We start from the raw sequence: 16,039 nt of genomic DNA, 5'->3' as shown, positions 1-16,039 counted from the left end.
GGATACGCCCATGGAAGAACTGCTCATCGCCGACCCGGAAATCGGGCGCGCCGTGTGCCTGGAGATCGAACGGCAAACCGGCAAGCTCGAGATGATCGCCTCGGAGAACTTCGTCTCCGTGGCCGTGCGCCAGGCACAGGGCAGCGTGCTCACCCACAAGTACGCCGAAGGCTATCCCGGCAAGCGCTACTACGGCGGCTGCGAATACGTGGACATCGCCGAGGACCTGGCCCGCGACCGGGTCAAGACGCTTTTCGGGGCCGAGTACGCCAACGTGCAGCCCCATTCCGGCTCCCAGGCCAACATGGCCGTCTACTTCGCGGCCATGAAGCCCGGCGACACGCTGCTCGGCATGGACCTCTCCCACGGCGGCCACCTCACCCACGGTTCGCCCGTCAACTTTTCCGGCCGGCTTTACAACATCGTGTTCTACCACGTGAAAAAGGAAACCGGCACCATCGACTACGAAGAGGTCGAGCGGCTGGCCAAGGAGCACAAGCCCACCGTCATCATGGCCGGGGCCAGCGCCTATCCCCGCATCATCGACTTCCCGCGCTTTCGGGCCATCGCCGACGAGGTCGGGGCCAAGCTCGTGGTGGACATGGCCCACATCGCCGGTCTGGTCGCGACAGGGCACCATCCCTCGCCCATCCCCTACGCCCACTACACCACCTCGACCACGCACAAGACCCTGCGCGGCCCGCGCGGCGGCCTGATCCTCTCCTCCGAGGAGTTCGGCAAGTCGCTCAATTCCCAGATTTTCCCCGGCATCCAGGGCGGCCCGCTCATGCATGTCATCGCGGCCAAGGCGGTCGCCTTCGGCGAGGCCTTAAAGCCCGCCTTCAAGACCTACCAGGGACAGGTGGTGAAAAACTGCCAGGTCCTGGCCAAGGGGCTCCTGGACGCCGGCTACGATCTGGTTTCCGGCGGCACGGACAACCACCTCGTGCTGGTCGACCTGACCAACAAGGACGTGACCGGCAAGGACGCCGAGCATGCCCTGGATCTGGCCGGCATCACGGTCAACAAGAACACGGTGCCCTTTGAGACGCGTTCGCCCTTCGTCACCTCGGGCGTACGCATGGGCACGGCGGCGCTGACCACGCGCGGCATGGTCGAGGCGGACATCGAGAAGATCGTCGGCTGGATCGACGCGGCCATCGCCTCGCGGGAAAACGAGACCAAGCTGGACGAAATCCGCAAGGACGTGCAGAAATTCGCCAAGGGATTTCCGCTTTTCGCCTGCTAGAAAAGACTTGGGGGATTCCCCCAAGCCCCTGCCGGGGAGCTTATTCTCCCCGGTTCATATAGCGCGTCGGGCCGGTGGGACGAAACGTCCTGCCGGCCCGATGTTGTTTCAGACCCAGCGCTGATAGCCCTTTACAACCAGTTGCTCATCCCGTTTAATCACTTTTGATTAAAACGACGTTAACCTTGCCAGGACGGCCGCCATGCTCATCAAGCGATTGGAAGTGAAGGGCTTCAAGTCCCTCAAGGATGTGGTCTGGGAACCCGGGTCGCTGACGATTTTGATCGGGCCGAATGGGTCGGGGAAGAGTAATATACTTCTTGCTCTCTCGTTTCTACAAAATATAGCTAGTGGCAATTTAGATAACTTTATCCAGGAGAATGGGGGTATTACGAGAGTCGCATGGGATGGATCTGTTCGTTTTATCAAAGTCCAACTCCAATCTTTTTTTGAGATATTTGCACTGCCAACCGATACTTATTATAGCCTAGAACTTGCATTACGAAACGATACATACAGAATTCTGAAAGAGATATGCTCTGAAGAATATTACGATAATGACGAAAAAACAAACAAGCTCAATACGTTAATATATAGAGAAGCGGGGGTATCTAAGATAACAGGTTCTAATGGCCTCAGTGACATTGCAGTTAAAATAAAAAATCGACTTGAAAGTTTTTTATCTATTGCGACAACTCCGCATCAATATGACACCTCCTTATACATTCTCAAGGAGAACATAGCTGACACAAAAATATATCGTCATCTAGACACACAATCTCAAGCAAATATACGACGCCCACTCATTACAAGATTCAACAAGCAAATTGACTCAGACGGTCAAAACCTCGTCAATGTCCTCCACACCCTCTATTCCGAAAATCGAGACTTCGAAAACGACATCAACACCGCCATGCGGGCAGCCTTTGGAGACGAGTTCGATCGCCTTGTCTTTCCGCCGGCGGCTGATCAACTCGTGCAACTTCGCATCCGCTGGAAAAGCCTCAAGCGCGAACAGTCCATGCTCGACCTTTCCGACGGCACCATACGGTTCCTGTTCCTCATGACCGTGCTGTGCAACCCCGAACCACCGTCGCTTATCGCCATCGACGAGCCCGAAACCGGCCTGCACCCATCCATGTTCCCCATCATCGCCGAATACGCGGCCGAGGCGTCCAAGCGCACGCAGGTCATCTTCTCCACCCATTCGCCGCAATTCCTCGACGCTTTCAGCGATTGCGACGTGACCACAACGGTCACAAGCTGGGAGAATGGGGAAACCAAAATCAAGAATCTCGACGGCGAAGCCCTCAAGGAATGGCTCACGCACTATTCCCTGGGCACGCTCTTTCTCTCCGGCGATCTGGAGGCGTTGGCGTGAAAATCATCCTCCTCGTCGAAGGTGAAACCGAAAAGAAGGCTTTGCCGCAATTTTTCCGGCGCTGGCTGCACGGAAAAATCGACCCATTGCCGGCCATCCACACAGTCAATGCCAAGGGTTGCGACAATCATCTCAAGGAATGCGCCCTCAAGGCCTCCATGTATCTCAAAGAAAATGATGTCGCCGCCGTCTTCGGCCTGCTCGACCTGTATGGACCGAAGACCATCCCCGGCCATTGCAAAACGACGCAGGAGAAATGCGCCTATCTGCGGGAACGTCTGGAAAAGGAAGTCGACTCGCCGCGATTCAAACAGCATTTCGCGGTACATGAGTTGGAGGCTTGGCTGCTCAGCCAGCCCGATATTTTTCCTACCGAGGTAAAACGCGCCTTTCCCGGCAGGATCGCCAACCCCGAACAGGTGGATTCCACCGAGCCCCCGGCCAAACTGCTCATCCGCCTGTACAGGGAAAAAATAAAACGCGACTACAAAAAAACAGCCAATGGTGTTGAACTGTTCTCACGTCTGGACCCGAATGTCGCCTACGCTAAATGTCCCGCCCTGGCCGCCTTTCTCAACGATATGCTGGCCTGCCTCAAGACCGCCGCGCATTGATTCCACTCCCTTGCCGTAGGGTAGCTCCGTGCGCCGGCCGCGACGCCGTGCGCCAGGCCTGAGCGCGGGGACGCCGACAAAAAAAGCCCCCGGCAACAATGTCGCCGAGGGCCGGTACGTCGCATCGGAAAACGGACTGTCTCGCTTATTGCGCCCAGGGGCTGCCGAATCCGGTGCCGTCCTGGGGTTGCGGCTGTGTGCCGTCGCCAAAGCCGAGTCCGAGCCCGAGACCCGTTGTGGGGGTGCCGGTACCAAGGCACGTTCCCGCAAGCGATCCCGCACCCCCCCGCGGCGTATCACCGCCGTCCATCCACCATGGGCCGGACCCGAAACCGCTTTGAGCATAGGCCAGGGCACTCGCCAACACCGACACCGCCAACACCGTCCCCATCAGGAGCTTTTTCATCCCAATCCCCTTTTTCTGTTTTTCATGCAAACAGAGCAAGAGCGATGCCACAGTATTTTTATCGGGAAATCAGCAGGATAGATCGGCACGCAAAACAAACTTGTCTAAAATATATACAGACACAAGAGCACATCCGTCTCTTTTTCATGCACATGGATGATCAAGATACAATAAAGGACCTCCAACGCAACAGTCCATCTCCCCATATTGCAATCGTTCACACAAAAACATAGATTTGTACTAGGAAATTCTGCATCCCGTCGCGCCCGTCTTGACGCCTCCCCCGCCTTGGTCCACTCTGGCCCGTCGTCCCCTTTTGAAGTTTTTCGGGAGGGTGGGGGTCCGGGGGAGGGAACCCTTTTTTGCAAAAAGGGGTTCCCTCCCCCGGTTCCGCGTCCCGCCCCCCGCACGGAGTCGCCATCATGGACAACCGCCTGCCCTGGCCCGATTATTTCATGCGCATCGCCTACCTTGTGGCCGAGCGCAGCACCTGCCTGCGCCGCAAGGTCGGCGCCGTGGCCGTACGGGACCGCCGCATCCTGGCCACGGGTTACAACGGCTCCCCGTCCGGCACCGCCCATTGTCTGGACATCGGCTGTCTGCGCGAACAGATGGGCATCCCTTCGGGCGAACGCCACGAGCTGTGCCGGGGCCTGCACGCCGAGCAAAACGTCATCATCCAATGCGCCCTGCACGGCGTGCCCATCGCCGGCGCGGACATCTACTGCACCACCCAGCCGTGCCTGATCTGCACCAAGATGCTCATCAACTGCCAGATCAACAACATCTATTTCAGCCAGGGGTATCCCGATCCGCTCTCGGCCAAGATGATCGCCGAGGCCGGCATCGGCTTTACGGTGCTGGAGGGCGACTATGGCCCCTGTTGACGCGGATTTCATGGCCCGGGCCCTGGAGCTGGCCGAACGCGGCCGGGGTTTCGTCATGCCCAATCCCCGGGTCGGCGCGGTGCTGGTGCGCGACGGGGGCATCGTGGCCGAAGGCTGGCACAAGGTGTTCGGCGGGCCCCACGCCGAGGTGGAATGTTTGCACGACGCCGAGCGCAAGGGCGTCTCGCCGGCCGGCGGCACCATGTACGTGACCCTCGAGCCGTGCAACCATTTCGGCAAGACCCCGCCGTGCTCGCGTACCCTGCTGGACGCGGGCATTGCCCGCGTGGTCGTCGGCTGTCTGGACCCCAATCCCGTGGCCGGCGGCGGAGCCGCGCTGCTGCGCCAGGAAGGGGTGGAGGTCACGGTCGGCGTGCTCGAATCCCAATGCCGTGAGGCCGTGGCCGATTTCATCACCTGGCAGACCATGGGCCGGCCGTACGTGACGGTGAAGCTGGCCATGACCCTGGACGGGCGCATCGCCACCCGCACGGGCGACGCCGCCTGGGTGAGCTGCGAGGCTTCCCGGGAGCGGGTCCACGCCATGCGCGCCGCGTCCTCGGCCGTGCTGGTCGGCGGCGGCACGCTGCGCGCCGACAATCCCCGGCTGAGCCACCGCCTGCCGGAAAATCACCCGCTGGCCCACAATCCCCAGCCTCTCGGCGTGGTGGTCACGCGCCGGTTGCCGGATGCGGACGCGCAACTAGCCCTGCTTAAAGACCGGCCAACCCGGCTCGTTATCCTGACCGACGCCAAGGCCGCCGCGTCGCCTGTCGCCACACAGCTGGAAAAGGCCGGGGTACGGGTGTGGGGACTGCCCAGGGCGGCGAACGGCGAAGGGCTCGATCTGGCGGCGGGGTTGGCCCGACTGCGCCAGGAGGCGCGCGTTTTCGCGCTGCTGTGCGAAGGCGGCGGGGAACTGGCCGCCAGCCTGCTGGGCCAGGGGCTTGCCGACGAGCTGGTGATTTTCTACGCGCCCAAAGTGCTTGGCGACGCGGCGGCCGTGCCCGGTTTTTCAGGACTCACCGTTCCCCGCATGGCGGATGCGGCGCAACTGCGCTTTACCAGTATGGAAAGTGTGGGCACGGACGTCATGGTCCGGCTGCGCCCGGCGCAGCGGCCCGAATAGTCCCGATCCCGTTCCCTAGTCCATCCGGCACAAGTACTGCGTGACCGTTTCCTGGTCGATGGTGAGCGTCGGCCCGGACTCGGTTTGCGCAAGGCGCGGCGAGTGGAACGGATCGAACTCGTGGGGCGCGATCAGGCCGTTGAAGATCTCGCGCAGGGCCCGGGCGCCGATGCGGCTGTTTTTGGCCGCGGCGTCGGCAATGGCGTTCACGGCCCCCTCCGTCACCGCCAGCCGGATGCCCATGTGCCGAAAATATTCCATGGTCAGGCGCAACGGCGAGTTGGCGGCTTCGAGGAATATCCGGCGCAATTCCTCCCTGCCCAGGTCGTCGAGCACGGCGATGGAGCCGAAGCGCGAGATGAACTGCGGCATCATGCCGTAGGTGAAAAGATCGGCCAGGCGCAGGTAGTCGCACAGCTTGAACCGGGCCACCGTGCGCACCGAGACCGTTCCGTCGGCCCGGCGCTCCACCTCCGAGACTTCCTTCAGCCGCCTGTCGTCGCGCCGGTTGACCAGACAGCCGTAAACCTGGTCGTAAAGCTCCTCGAACGCGCCGCCGCAGATGAAAAGCAGCCGGCCCGTATCCAGGGGCAGGTCGACCTCCACCTCGCGCCCGTCCTCCCGCACCGTGGCCCGGTAGAGGAACTGCTCGCCCTCGAGCATGGTCAAAAGCGCATACTGAGTGGCGATGCCAGAGACATTGGGCTTGCCCGAGATGCGCCCGGAAATCTTGTCCACCTCGTCCACGCACACCGTGGCGTTTTCCAGATAATCCTTGAGTTCGGCCGCGGTGACATCCGCGCCGAAAAGCACCTTGGCCCGGGCCTCGAGCTTGTTGAAAAGCCGCGTCGTGCGGTCCTCGCCCACCACCTCGGCGGCCAGGGTGTTGGCATTTATGACGATCATGACCCGCAGCCTGGAAAGGGACTCGTGAGCGTCGTAGAACGCGGTGATGGCCTGCATGAGCGTGGTTTTGCCCGTGCCGGAGTTGCCGATCAAAAGGACGTTCGGCGCGGGCAGGCCATGGATGTGCTTGTAAAGCGATACGCTGATGCGCGTAAGCAGGTCTTTCTGGCCGAGCACCCGCTGGCCCAAAAAAGCGTCTATGGCAACCGGGAGCAGAGACTCTTCCATGCACGCATCCTTTCTGGTTTTTCCCTTTCTACCCGCTTCGGGCTGCCCGGACAAGCGCACGGGACGCCCCTTGCCGGCGCGCTTGGTTTTTAGGGGGGCATTTGCTAAGAGGCGGGAGCGCAAGGTGGCGCGGCAACAGCCAACCTCCCGGAATTTCATGCCGACGCTCAATATCGCCGACCTGCTTTTGGCCATCATCTGGCTCTTTTTCAGTATCCGGGGCTATATGCGTGGGCTGGTCAAGGAGGCCGGGTCGCTGGCCGCCATCGTGCTGGGCTTTTACTGCGCCGGCGCCTACCACAAGGAACTGGCCCCGCACCTGACCGGTTTCATCTCCGGCAATTACGCCGGCACCGCCGCCTACATCATCCTTTTCACCGCCACCCTGCTCGGCGTCTGGTTCCTGGCGTTGGCCGTCTCCGGCATGGTCAAGGTGACCACCACCCAGTGGGCGGACAGGCTTTTCGGCGGCGCCTTCGGCCTGGCCAAGGGCGTGGTGCTGACCGCGGTGCTGCTTTTCCTCATCCACCTGGCCACGCCGCACCCGGATTTTCTCAAGGGCTCGATCCTTGTGCCTCTCTTGGAACGGGTCAGCGTCAAGCTCGCCCGCTACATCCCGCCGGACCTCAACGACAAGTTGCGCAAGCTCGGCAAAAAGGAGCCGGCCGCCGCCGTCGTGAAAAAGGCGGCCGAATCGGACAAGGCCCCGACCGCGAAAAAACAAGCCGAACCCGAAAAAAAGCCCGCCGAAAAGCCGAAAGCGCCTCCCGAGAAAAAGCGGGAGGAAAAACCCAAGCCCGAGAAGAAAGCCGCCGACACGGAAAAGAAAACGTCGCGGCATAAAAAGGCCGACACGCCGTCGCGGGAAGCGGCGGCCAAGACGCCATCCCATGCCAAAGCGGCCCAGCACGCCGCAGCAACAGAGAAGAAATCATGAGTGCAAACACCCCGGCCGATGCCCTGGCCCGCTTGCAAGGCGTGCTCGACGCCCTGCTCGCTCCTGACGGCTGCCCCTGGGACAAGACCCAGACCCCCCGCAGCCTGTGCGATTACGTCATCGAGGAAGCGTTCGAACTGGTGGACTGCATCCGCTCCGACGACCCGGCCGGCATGGCCGAGGAACTCGGCGACGTCATGTTCCTGCTCCTTTTCATCGCCACCCTGGCCGCCAAGCACGGCGACTTCACCCTGGCCGACGCCCTGACCGTGGCCTCGGACAAGATGGTGCGCCGCCATCCCCACGTCTTCGGCGACGTGAAGGTGGAAACCCGCGACGAACTGCTCAAAAACTGGGAACGCATCAAGCGCGCCGAAAAAGACAAGGACCACCAAGGCCTTTTCGCCACCCTGCCCAAGGGCCTGCCGCCGCTGCTCAAAGCCTACCGCATCCACTCCAAGGCCGCCCGGGCCGGGTTCACCTGGGAATCCGACGCGGCCATGCGCCAAAGCCTGGACGCGGAAAAAGCCGAACTCGACGCCGCCGTGGCCTCGGGCGACGCCGAGGCCATGGCCGAGGAATTTGGCGACTACCTCTTCTCCCTGGCCGAATACGGCCGCCGGCTGGGACTCAAGGCCAACAGCTGCCTGGACGTGGCCAACAACAAGTTCCTCGCGCGCTACAACGCCATGGAAGCCCTGGCCAAAACGCGTGGCCTCGACCTCGACAGCCTGGACATGACCGCCAAAAACGCCCTGTGGGATGAAGTCAAGAAAGGGTAGGAAGGGAAAGAATAGGAAAAAAGTGCGAGAGGGGAACCCTTTTTGAAAAAAGGGTTCCCCTCTCGCGCTCTCCCCTCCCCAAAACTTCTGACGGTTACGGGTTGTGTGACGACACTACCCTGTAACTACTGGGAGTCTTTGGAAAGGGGGTCCGGGGGGAGAACCTTTCCGCAGAAAGGTTTCCCCCCGGTTCCTTTTCCAAGCTATTGCCCGGGCGTGTACGGCAGAAAGACGAAGGGGGCGGAGGCGGCGAACTTGTCCGCCGCGTTCCCGGAGTAGATTTCCCCGCCCGTCAGGGTCAGCTTCCTGACCGGCGCGCCCTTGGTGAAATCGAGATCCGTCAGCTTGACCCAGAAAAGCGAGGGGCTGGTGGCGCTGTCGAAGAAGTAGATCAGGTCCTTCTGGTCGCTGAAGGTGCGCCAGCGGGTGGGGGAGATGTTGGGCTGTCCCGGCTCCGAGACGCCGAGCGGCACGGACACGGTGCGCAAGACGCCGACGATCCCGGCCAGGGCCTCCCGGGCATCGGCGGTCTGGGGCAAAAGCCCAAGAAAATAGGACGCGCGCACGAAACGGTCCGCCGCCCGCGCCGTGCCCGGCAGGAAGGCCCGGCCGCCCACGGTGTTCCAGTAGGCATTGAGCGCCAGTTGCTGGTCGAAGGTCGGGGAATTGGTCATCACCTGATACTGCCGGCCGTGATGAATGACGAGCTTGCCGCCGACGTATTCGAAGACGGCCGAATCGCCGCTCGCGTCCGAGAGCGACAGGTGCAGGGTGGACGCCTTGCCGTTCGGCAGCGCCGGAGCCACGATGACGAAAGGCTCCGGAGCCAGCGCTTTTACCGCCTCGGCCACGGTGGCGAAATTATCCAGCACGTACTGGGCCCAGACCCCGATGTTGAGGAGCTTTTTCCCCTGGGCGGGCGTGCCGTACTCCGACTCGGCCAGATAGAGCAGATTGGCCGCCAGCCCCTTTTCGTTCAGGCCGTCGGCCGTGCCGACATCGTAGCCCGAGGCCACGACGCTGCCGTACTTCGAGGTCCAGGTCACGGAGTCCGGTCCGGCCGCGCCGTCCCGGGCCATGCCCCGGGGAAAGACCCAGAGATTGGATTTGATATCCTCCGACCAGTCCATGGACCGGCCGGTGATGACCATGCCGTCCTTGCCGAGGAACACGGCCCGGGTGCAGGCCCGCGCGCCGGCGGGGACGAGAAGGATCAGCGCCATGACCAAAGCGGCCACGGCCACATGCAGCATGCCGTTATCCATGGTGAAATGACCTCCGGTTGCGATGAGGCCGCCCGTCGGCACTCCCTGGGCGACGGACGGACGTGGATTTTCGATCCTATGGCAAAAACCGGTCACGGAGCAAGGTCCGATCGACTTTCGCCCGCCGGCTTGCCTTGATCCGTCCGACGGCCTACAAGAGGAATATGCAGGTCCATCCCGCCCGCATCCGTTCCCTGGCAGGCCCACCTCCGCGTTCCGGGTCAGTGGTCTATTGGATGAGCCGCGACCAGCGCGCCGCCGACAACTGGGCCCTGCTCCACGCCGCGTCCCTGGCCGGGGAATCCGGCGCGCCGCTTGTCGTGGTTTTCGCCCTGGCACCCGCCTATCCCGGCGCGACCCGCCGCCAGTACGCCTTTATGCTGGCGGGGCTGGCCGAAACCGAGGCGGCGCTGCGCGCCCATAGCATCCCGCTGGCCGTGCTCACGGGTGAGCCCGGCTTTACGGTGCCGGCCTTTTTGCACAGCGTGGATGCCGGCGTTTGCGTGACGGATTTCGATCCGCTTCGCGTCAAACGCGTGTGGAAAGCGGCCGTCGCCGTCGCCTCTCCCGGCGCCCTCGTCGAGGTCGACGCCCACAACGTGGCGCCCTGCTTCCTCGCCTCGCAAAAACGCGAATACGCCGCCGCCACCCTGCGCCCGAAAATCCATCGCCTGTTGCCCGAATTTTTGAAACCGTTCCCCGATCTGCCGACATTCCCGGCCGCCAACCTGGATGGCTTCGCGCCCGTCGACTGGCGGGCGGCCGCCGATTTTGTCCAGGCCGACCCGTCCGTGCCGCCGGTTACGGGCATCGTCCCCGGGAGCGCGGCCGCGACACAGGTCCTGGACGATTTCCTCCGCGACCGCCTGGAGGGCTACGCCGCGCGCCGCAACGACCCCAATGCCGGGGCCACCTCCGGCCTGTCGCCGTATTTCCACTTCGGCCAGCTCGCGCCCCAGCGGGCGGCCCTGGCCACGCTGGAGGCCCGTTCGCGCGCCAAGGAAGGCGCTGACGCGTTTTTGGAGGAACTTGTCGTGCGCCGGGAACTGGCCGACAACTTCTGCTTGTACGAACCCGAATACGACAGCTTCGAGGCCCTGCCCGAGTGGGCCCGAAAAACCCTGGCCGCCCATGCCGCCGATTCCCGGCCGTACCTCTACGACCGCGAGACCTTCGCAGCCGCCACAACGCACAGCGCGCTTTGGAACGCGGCCCAGCGGCAGCTTTCGCGCGAGGGCCGCATCCACGGCTATATGCGCATGTACTGGGCCAAAAAGATCCTGGAATGGTCGGGATCACCCCGGGAGGCCCTGGAAACGGCGCTTTTTTTAAACGACCGCTTCGCCCTGGACGGACGCGACCCCAACGGCGTGGTCGGAGTGCTGTGGTCCGTCGGCGGCCTGCACGACCGGCCCTGGGCGAACCGCCCCGTCTACGGCCAGGTGCGCTACATGAACGAACGCGGCTGCCGCCGCAAATTCGACGTGGACGCCTACGTCGCCCGCTATCCGGAGCAGGCCGCATGAGCGCCAAAACAGCCGGCAAAATCCTTGTCCTGATCCTGGTCGCCGCCGCCGTCGCCGTCTTTTTCGGCCTGGGCCTCGAGCGGTATCTGACCCTGGACCACCTGAAAGCCTCCCGGGAGGCCCTGGAAACGGCCTACGCCGCCGCCCCGGCCCGGTTTCTGGCCGCCTATTTCGGGATATACGTCCTGGTCGCGGCCTTAAGCCTGCCCGGGGCCACGGTGCTGACCCTGGCCGGCGGGGCGCTGTTCGGCTTCTGGACCACCCTGATCGTGGTCTCCTTTGCCAGCACCATCGGGGCGACCATCGCCTGCGCCCTGGCCCGGTTCCTTTTTCGCGACGCCATCACGCGGCGCATCGGCGGCCGGCTCGCCGCCATCGACGCCGGCATCGCCAAGGAAGGCGCGTTTTACCTGTTCACCTTGCGCCTGATTCCCCTGTTCCCCTTTTTCGTCATCAACGCGGCCATGGGGCTCACCGCCCTGCCGCTGCGCACCTTCTACGTCGTGTCCCAGCTCGGCATGCTTCCGGGCACGGCGGTTTACGTCAACGCCGGCACCCAGCTCGGCAAGCTCACGTCGCTTTCCGGCATTCTCTCGCCGACGCTCCTGGTTTCCTTTGCCCTGCTCGGCATCTTTCCCCTGGCGGCCCGAAAGGCCGTCGCCTTTGCCCGCGCCCGGCGGGCGCAAACGGCCCGCAAGGGCGCAACCACTCCCGGAGAAACACCATGAAAATCGGAATGATCGGCCTTGGACGCATGGGACTCAATATGGCCAGGCGGCTGGTTCGCGGCGGCATCGAAGTCGTGGCCTACAACCGCACCGTCCAAAAAGCCGAGGATTTCGCGGCCGAGGAAGGCAAGAACGCCGCGGCGGCCCAGACCATGGCCGAACTGGTCAGCATGCTCCCCGCCCCGCGCATCATCTGGCTCATGCTCCCGGCCGGCGGCCCCACCGACGAGCACGTGGACGAACTGCTGCCGCTGCTCTCCCCGGGCGACACCATCGTCGACGGCGGCAACACCATGTACCGCGACGACCTGCGCCGCCACAAAGCCGCCGGGGACAAAGGCATCCGCTACTGCGACGCCGGCGTCAGCGGCGGCATCTGGGGCCTGGCCGAGGGCTACTGCATCATGGTCGGCGGCGAGCCCGAAGTGGTCGGTCCCTTAAAACCCGCCCTGGACGTGCTGACCGGCCCCGGCGGCAACCTGCACACCGGCCCCATCGGCTCCGGCCACTTCGTCAAGATGGTCCACAACGGCATCGAATACGGCATGATGCAGGCCTATGCCGAAGGCTTCGAGATCCTGGCCGCCTCGCAGTTCGGCGAGGACCTCGATTTCCCGGCCATCTGCGATCTGTGGAACCATGGGTCGGTGGTGCGCTCCTGGCTTCTGGAGCTGGCCCAGCGGGCCTTCACCGAAGACCGCCGGCTGGAATCGCTCAAGCCCTACGTGGACGACTCGGGCGAGGGGCGCTGGACGGTCAACGCCGCCGTGGAGACGGCGGTGTCCGCCCCGGTCATCACCATGGCCCTTTTCGAAAGGTTCCGTTCGCGCCAGGACAACTCCTTCCAGGACCGGGTCCTGGCGGCGCTGCGCAACCAGTTCGGCGGCCATGCCGTCAAGAAGCGGGGGGAATGAGAGATGGCGGACGCTCCCACGCCGGGCGTGGCCGAGGTGGTCCTCGGCCACCCCAGAAATCCCATTCCCGAGGCCAGCTGTCGCTTCGACGAAGTGGAAGCCCCGGTCACCATCGTCATCTTCGGCGTCACCGGCGACCTGGCCGGCCGCATGCTCATGCCGGCCCTGGCCGCCCTGTACGCGGGCGGCAACCTGCCGAAAAACTTCGCCGTGGTCGGGGCCAGCCGCACCGACTTAAACGACGATTCCTTCCGCGAACGCATGAAGCAGGCCATCGAAACCCACGGTTCCCTGTCCCCCGAGCTGTGGGAAAAGCTGGCCCCGCGCCTGACCTATCGCCAAGTGCACTACGACGACCCGGCCTCGTTTTCCATGCTGGCCGAGTACCTCGACGGCCTGTGCGAAAGCGGAAACCTCGGCGGCAACCGCGTCTTCTACCTGGCCGTGCCGCCCACGGCCTACGAGGACATCGCCGTCAACCTGGCCAAGGCCGGGCTGGCCGAGGAGACCAAGGGCTATTCCCGGCTGGTCATCGAAAAGCCCTTCGGCCGCGACCTGGCCACGGCACAGGTGCTGGAGCAGGCGCTGCACACCCGGTTTTCCGAACACCAGATATTTCGCATCGACCATTATCTGGCCAAGGAAACCGTGCAGAACATCCTGATGCTGCGCTTCGCCAACGCCATCTTCGAACCGGTCTGGAACCGGCGCTACGTGGATTACGTCAGCATCATGGCCGCCGAGTCCATCGGCGTCGAACACCGCGCCTCCTACTACGATCACTTCGGCGTGCTGCGCGACATGTTCCAGAACCACATGATGCAGCTGCTCGCGCTTTGCGCCATCGAGCCGCCGTCGCTTTTCGAGGCGGAACTCGTACGCGACGAAAAGACCAAGGTCTTCCGGGCGTTGCGCCCCTTCAACGAACACGACCTGCGCGAAAACCTCGTCCTCGGCCAGTACGCCTCGGGCGTGGCCGGCGGCGAACGCGCCCCGGCCTATCTCGATGAGGAAGGCGTGCCCGGCGATTCCACCACGCCCACCTTCGCCGCCATGAAGGTCTACGTGGACAACTGGCGCTGGCAGGGCGTGCCGTTCTACATGGTCTCGGGCAAGCGGCTTCCCGCCAAGCGCACGGAAATCGCGGTCCAGTTCAAGCCCGTGCCCTACTCCATGTTCCGGGAAATCTTCGGCGACCACATCAAGGCCAACAGGCTGACCCTGCGCATCCAGCCCGACGAGCAGGTGAGCCTGACCTTCCAGGCCAAGGCCCCCGGCCCCATGTGCCTGCGCTCGGTGACCATGAACTTCAACTATTACCAGGGCTACGAAGGCCCGTCGCTTTCCGCCTACGCCAAGGTGTTCCTCGACTGCATGCTCGGCGACCAGACGCTTTTCTGGCGGCAGGACGGGGTGGAGCTGTGCTGGAAATTCCTGGCCCCCATGCTCGGCGAGACCGATCCCGACCGGCTGTTCCTCTACAAGGCCGGTTCCTGGGGACCGCAGGAGGCCGGAAAATTCCTCAAAGCCCATGGGCTGACGTCATGAGCGCCCGGGCGAAAGCCTTCCCGAGCCCGGCCGCCATGACCGAAGCGGCCCTGGCCTATGTGGCCGAGGCGGCGCGGGAGTCGGTGGCGGCCCGGGGCCGGTTCGCCCTGGCCCTGTCCGGCGGCTCGACCCCGCTGCCGCTCTACGCCGCCATGGCCCGCCGGGGCTTTGGCGCGCCGCCGCAGGACACGCTCTTTTTCTTCGGCGACGAGCGCCTCGTGCCCGTGGGCGATCCGCGCAGCAACTTCGGGGCGATTTCCCCCATCCTTTTCACCCCCTCCCCCATTCCGGTCGGCAACATCCGTCCCATGCCCGTGGAGATCACGCCGCCCGCCGCCGCGGCCGCGACCTATGAGGAGGAAATCCGTCAGGCGTTTGGAGCCGGCCTCGGGGCGATCCCGCGCTTCGACCTGATCCTGCTCGGCATGGGCCCGGATGGGCACACGGCCTCCATCTTCCCGGGCGGCCCCATTGTCGCGGTCCAGGACAAACTGGTCGCCGACGCGCCGTCCCCGAGCACCGTCCAGCCCCAGGTGCCCCGGCTGACCTTCACCTTCCCCCTTATAAACGCCGCCAGACGCGTGCTCTTTCTGGTCACGGCCAAGGGCAAGGAACAAGCGCTTCGGCAAGCCCTGACCGACACGCCCGACCCGGCCGTCCCGGCCTCCCTCGCGCGCCCACAGGATGGCGAACTGGTCTGGATGATCGACGAAGCAGGGAGATAGCTAACGAAGATTTATGAAGAAAGAGTGTGCGAGAGGGGAAACCCTTTTGCAAAGGGTTCTCCCCTCTCGCGCTCTCCCCTTCCTAAACTTTTTAACGGTGATGAACGTCATAAAGAGACGTCCATTTTCATTATGAAAGTCTTTTGAAAGGGGGTCCGGGGGGAAACTTTTCTACAGAAAAGTTTCCCCCCGGTCGCTTTTTCAAAATGATTCTACTTGGAATGGATGGTGGAGGAATTGCCGAGCATGCTCATGTAGAAGTCCGAGGAGTCGCCGCTGCTGGTCAGCTGGTTCAGATAGGCGGCGTAGCCGTTGGTGCGCAGCATCGAATTGGCCTGGCTCGCGGACATGGAGTTGAGCGTGGTGGTGTTGGAGGCCAGGGTGCCGAAGGCCTTGGTCAGCACGTCCGTATCGGCGAACAGTTTTTCGATGGCTTCCTTGTCCGGGTGGTCGTTGGTGACGACCACCTTGCCGTTGGCGTCTCGGGACAGGGTGATGGTCTGGCTGGTATCCACGCCCAGTTCCGTAAACTTGGCGGCCAGGGTGTTGGTGAGCTGCTGCTGGAGCGCCTTATTCTGCGACTTGAGCTTGAGGATGGGGCTCATGTAGTCGGATTCGCTTCCGGAAAGCGCCTTGGCAACGGCCGACCATGTGGCGGTGTCGGTATCCGACGCACCGCTGTCGCAGGTCGTGGTGGTGGAGGAGGCGGAGCCGGAATCGATCGTCGCGCCGCTGCCCGTGCTCGAATTGATCTGTAACAGCCTGGTCAGGCTGTCGTAGCTGGTGCTGATGTCCATGGCGTCCTCCTTGAGCC

The 16,039-nt window shown here is 63.3% G+C and carries 15 protein-coding genes; 12 read left to right on the top strand and 3 right to left on the bottom strand.

The annotated features are described in order from the left end of the window. Positions 1-10: 10 nt before the first annotated feature. The 5 genes from glyA (at position 11) to ribD (ending at position 5,666) form a co-directional block, all read left to right on the top strand. On the top strand, positions 11-1,249 hold the full coding sequence (glyA, locus tag DESFRDRAFT_RS02620; RefSeq protein WP_005990819.1) for a serine hydroxymethyltransferase: 1,239 nt from the start codon (positions 11-13) through the stop codon (positions 1,247-1,249). Between the two features lie 202 nt (positions 1,250-1,451). Next, the gene (locus DESFRDRAFT_RS02615; protein ID WP_005990818.1) at positions 1,452-2,630 is read left to right on the top strand and encodes an AAA family ATPase; all 1,179 of its coding nucleotides are present in this window, start codon (positions 1,452-1,454) and stop codon (positions 2,628-2,630) included. Further along, entirely contained in the window at positions 2,627-3,244 is a 618-nt protein-coding gene (locus tag DESFRDRAFT_RS02610; protein WP_005990817.1) for a DUF4276 family protein, read from the top strand. Before DESFRDRAFT_RS02615 ends, DESFRDRAFT_RS02610 begins: the two co-directional genes overlap by 4 nt. A gap of 828 nt (positions 3,245-4,072) precedes the next feature. Beyond that, positions 4,073-4,537, top strand: a complete 465-nt coding sequence (locus DESFRDRAFT_RS02600) for a deoxycytidylate deaminase (protein WP_005990816.1) — start codon at positions 4,073-4,075, stop codon at positions 4,535-4,537. Beyond that, the gene (gene ribD, locus DESFRDRAFT_RS02595; protein ID WP_005990815.1) at positions 4,524-5,666 is read left to right on the top strand and encodes a bifunctional diaminohydroxyphosphoribosylaminopyrimidine deaminase/5-amino-6-(5-phosphoribosylamino)uracil reductase RibD; all 1,143 of its coding nucleotides are present in this window, start codon (positions 4,524-4,526) and stop codon (positions 5,664-5,666) included. Before DESFRDRAFT_RS02600 ends, ribD begins: the two co-directional genes overlap by 14 nt. 15 nt (positions 5,667-5,681) lie before the next feature. Here the strand turns inward: ribD and DESFRDRAFT_RS02590 are convergent, their stop codons facing one another. Continuing rightward, on the bottom strand, positions 5,682-6,800 hold the full coding sequence (locus DESFRDRAFT_RS02590; protein ID WP_005990814.1) for an AAA family ATPase: 1,119 nt from the start codon (positions 6,798-6,800) through the stop codon (positions 5,682-5,684). A 157-nt stretch (positions 6,801-6,957) separates the two neighbouring features. Here DESFRDRAFT_RS02590 and DESFRDRAFT_RS02585 point away from each other — a divergent pair, with 157 nt between their 5' ends. Beyond that, entirely contained in the window at positions 6,958-7,737 is a 780-nt protein-coding gene (locus DESFRDRAFT_RS02585; protein WP_005990813.1) for a CvpA family protein, read from the top strand. Beyond that, positions 7,734-8,519 carry a nucleoside triphosphate pyrophosphohydrolase gene (gene mazG, locus DESFRDRAFT_RS02580; RefSeq protein ID WP_005990811.1) on the top strand — a complete coding sequence of 262 codons (786 nt, stop codon included), beginning with the start codon at positions 7,734-7,736 and terminating at the stop codon, positions 8,517-8,519. Before DESFRDRAFT_RS02585 ends, mazG begins: the two co-directional genes overlap by 4 nt. Positions 8,520-8,722: 203 nt before the next feature. Here the strand turns inward: mazG and DESFRDRAFT_RS02575 are convergent, their stop codons facing one another. After that, positions 8,723-9,784, bottom strand: coding sequence for a linear amide C-N hydrolase (locus DESFRDRAFT_RS02575; protein ID WP_005990809.1), 1,062 nt, complete (start codon positions 9,782-9,784; stop codon positions 8,723-8,725). 164 nt (positions 9,785-9,948) lie between these two features. On the opposite strand from DESFRDRAFT_RS02575, the gene DESFRDRAFT_RS02570 reads away from it, so the two are divergent. The 5 genes from DESFRDRAFT_RS02570 to pgl are packed head-to-tail and all read left to right on the top strand — an operon-like array spanning position 9,949 to position 15,225. Continuing rightward, positions 9,949-11,310, top strand: coding sequence for a deoxyribodipyrimidine photo-lyase (locus DESFRDRAFT_RS02570; RefSeq protein ID WP_005990808.1), 1,362 nt, complete (start codon positions 9,949-9,951; stop codon positions 11,308-11,310). Continuing rightward, positions 11,307-12,038, top strand: coding sequence for a TVP38/TMEM64 family protein (locus tag DESFRDRAFT_RS02565; RefSeq protein WP_005990807.1), 732 nt, complete (start codon positions 11,307-11,309; stop codon positions 12,036-12,038). The genes DESFRDRAFT_RS02570 and DESFRDRAFT_RS02565 overlap by 4 nt, the downstream gene beginning before the upstream one ends. Beyond that, positions 12,035-12,952 (top strand): phosphogluconate dehydrogenase (NAD(+)-dependent, decarboxylating), encoded by a 918-nt coding sequence (gene gnd, locus DESFRDRAFT_RS02560; RefSeq protein ID WP_005990806.1) that lies wholly within the window; start codon positions 12,035-12,037, stop codon positions 12,950-12,952. Before DESFRDRAFT_RS02565 ends, gnd begins: the two co-directional genes overlap by 4 nt. A 3-nt stretch (positions 12,953-12,955) precedes the next feature. Continuing rightward, positions 12,956-14,500 (top strand): glucose-6-phosphate dehydrogenase, encoded by a 1,545-nt coding sequence (zwf, locus tag DESFRDRAFT_RS02555; RefSeq protein ID WP_005990805.1) that lies wholly within the window; start codon positions 12,956-12,958, stop codon positions 14,498-14,500. Next, complete coding sequence (pgl, locus tag DESFRDRAFT_RS02550; protein ID WP_005990804.1) at positions 14,497-15,225, top strand: 6-phosphogluconolactonase; 729 nt, start codon at positions 14,497-14,499, stop codon at positions 15,223-15,225. Before zwf ends, pgl begins: the two co-directional genes overlap by 4 nt. Before the next feature lie 212 nt (positions 15,226-15,437). On the opposite strand, the gene DESFRDRAFT_RS02545 is transcribed toward pgl, so the two are convergent. Next, positions 15,438-16,022, bottom strand: coding sequence for a hypothetical protein (locus tag DESFRDRAFT_RS02545; RefSeq protein ID WP_005990803.1), 585 nt, complete (start codon positions 16,020-16,022; stop codon positions 15,438-15,440). Positions 16,023-16,039 lie beyond the last annotated feature (17 nt).

The organism is Solidesulfovibrio fructosivorans JJ] (assembly GCF_000179555.1).
Taxonomy (GTDB): Bacteria; Desulfobacterota; Desulfovibrionia; order Desulfovibrionales; family Desulfovibrionaceae; genus Solidesulfovibrio; species Solidesulfovibrio fructosivorans.
The sequence above is the reverse complement of the archived record's forward strand: the minus strand, read 5'-3'. Positions and strand labels throughout refer to the sequence as shown.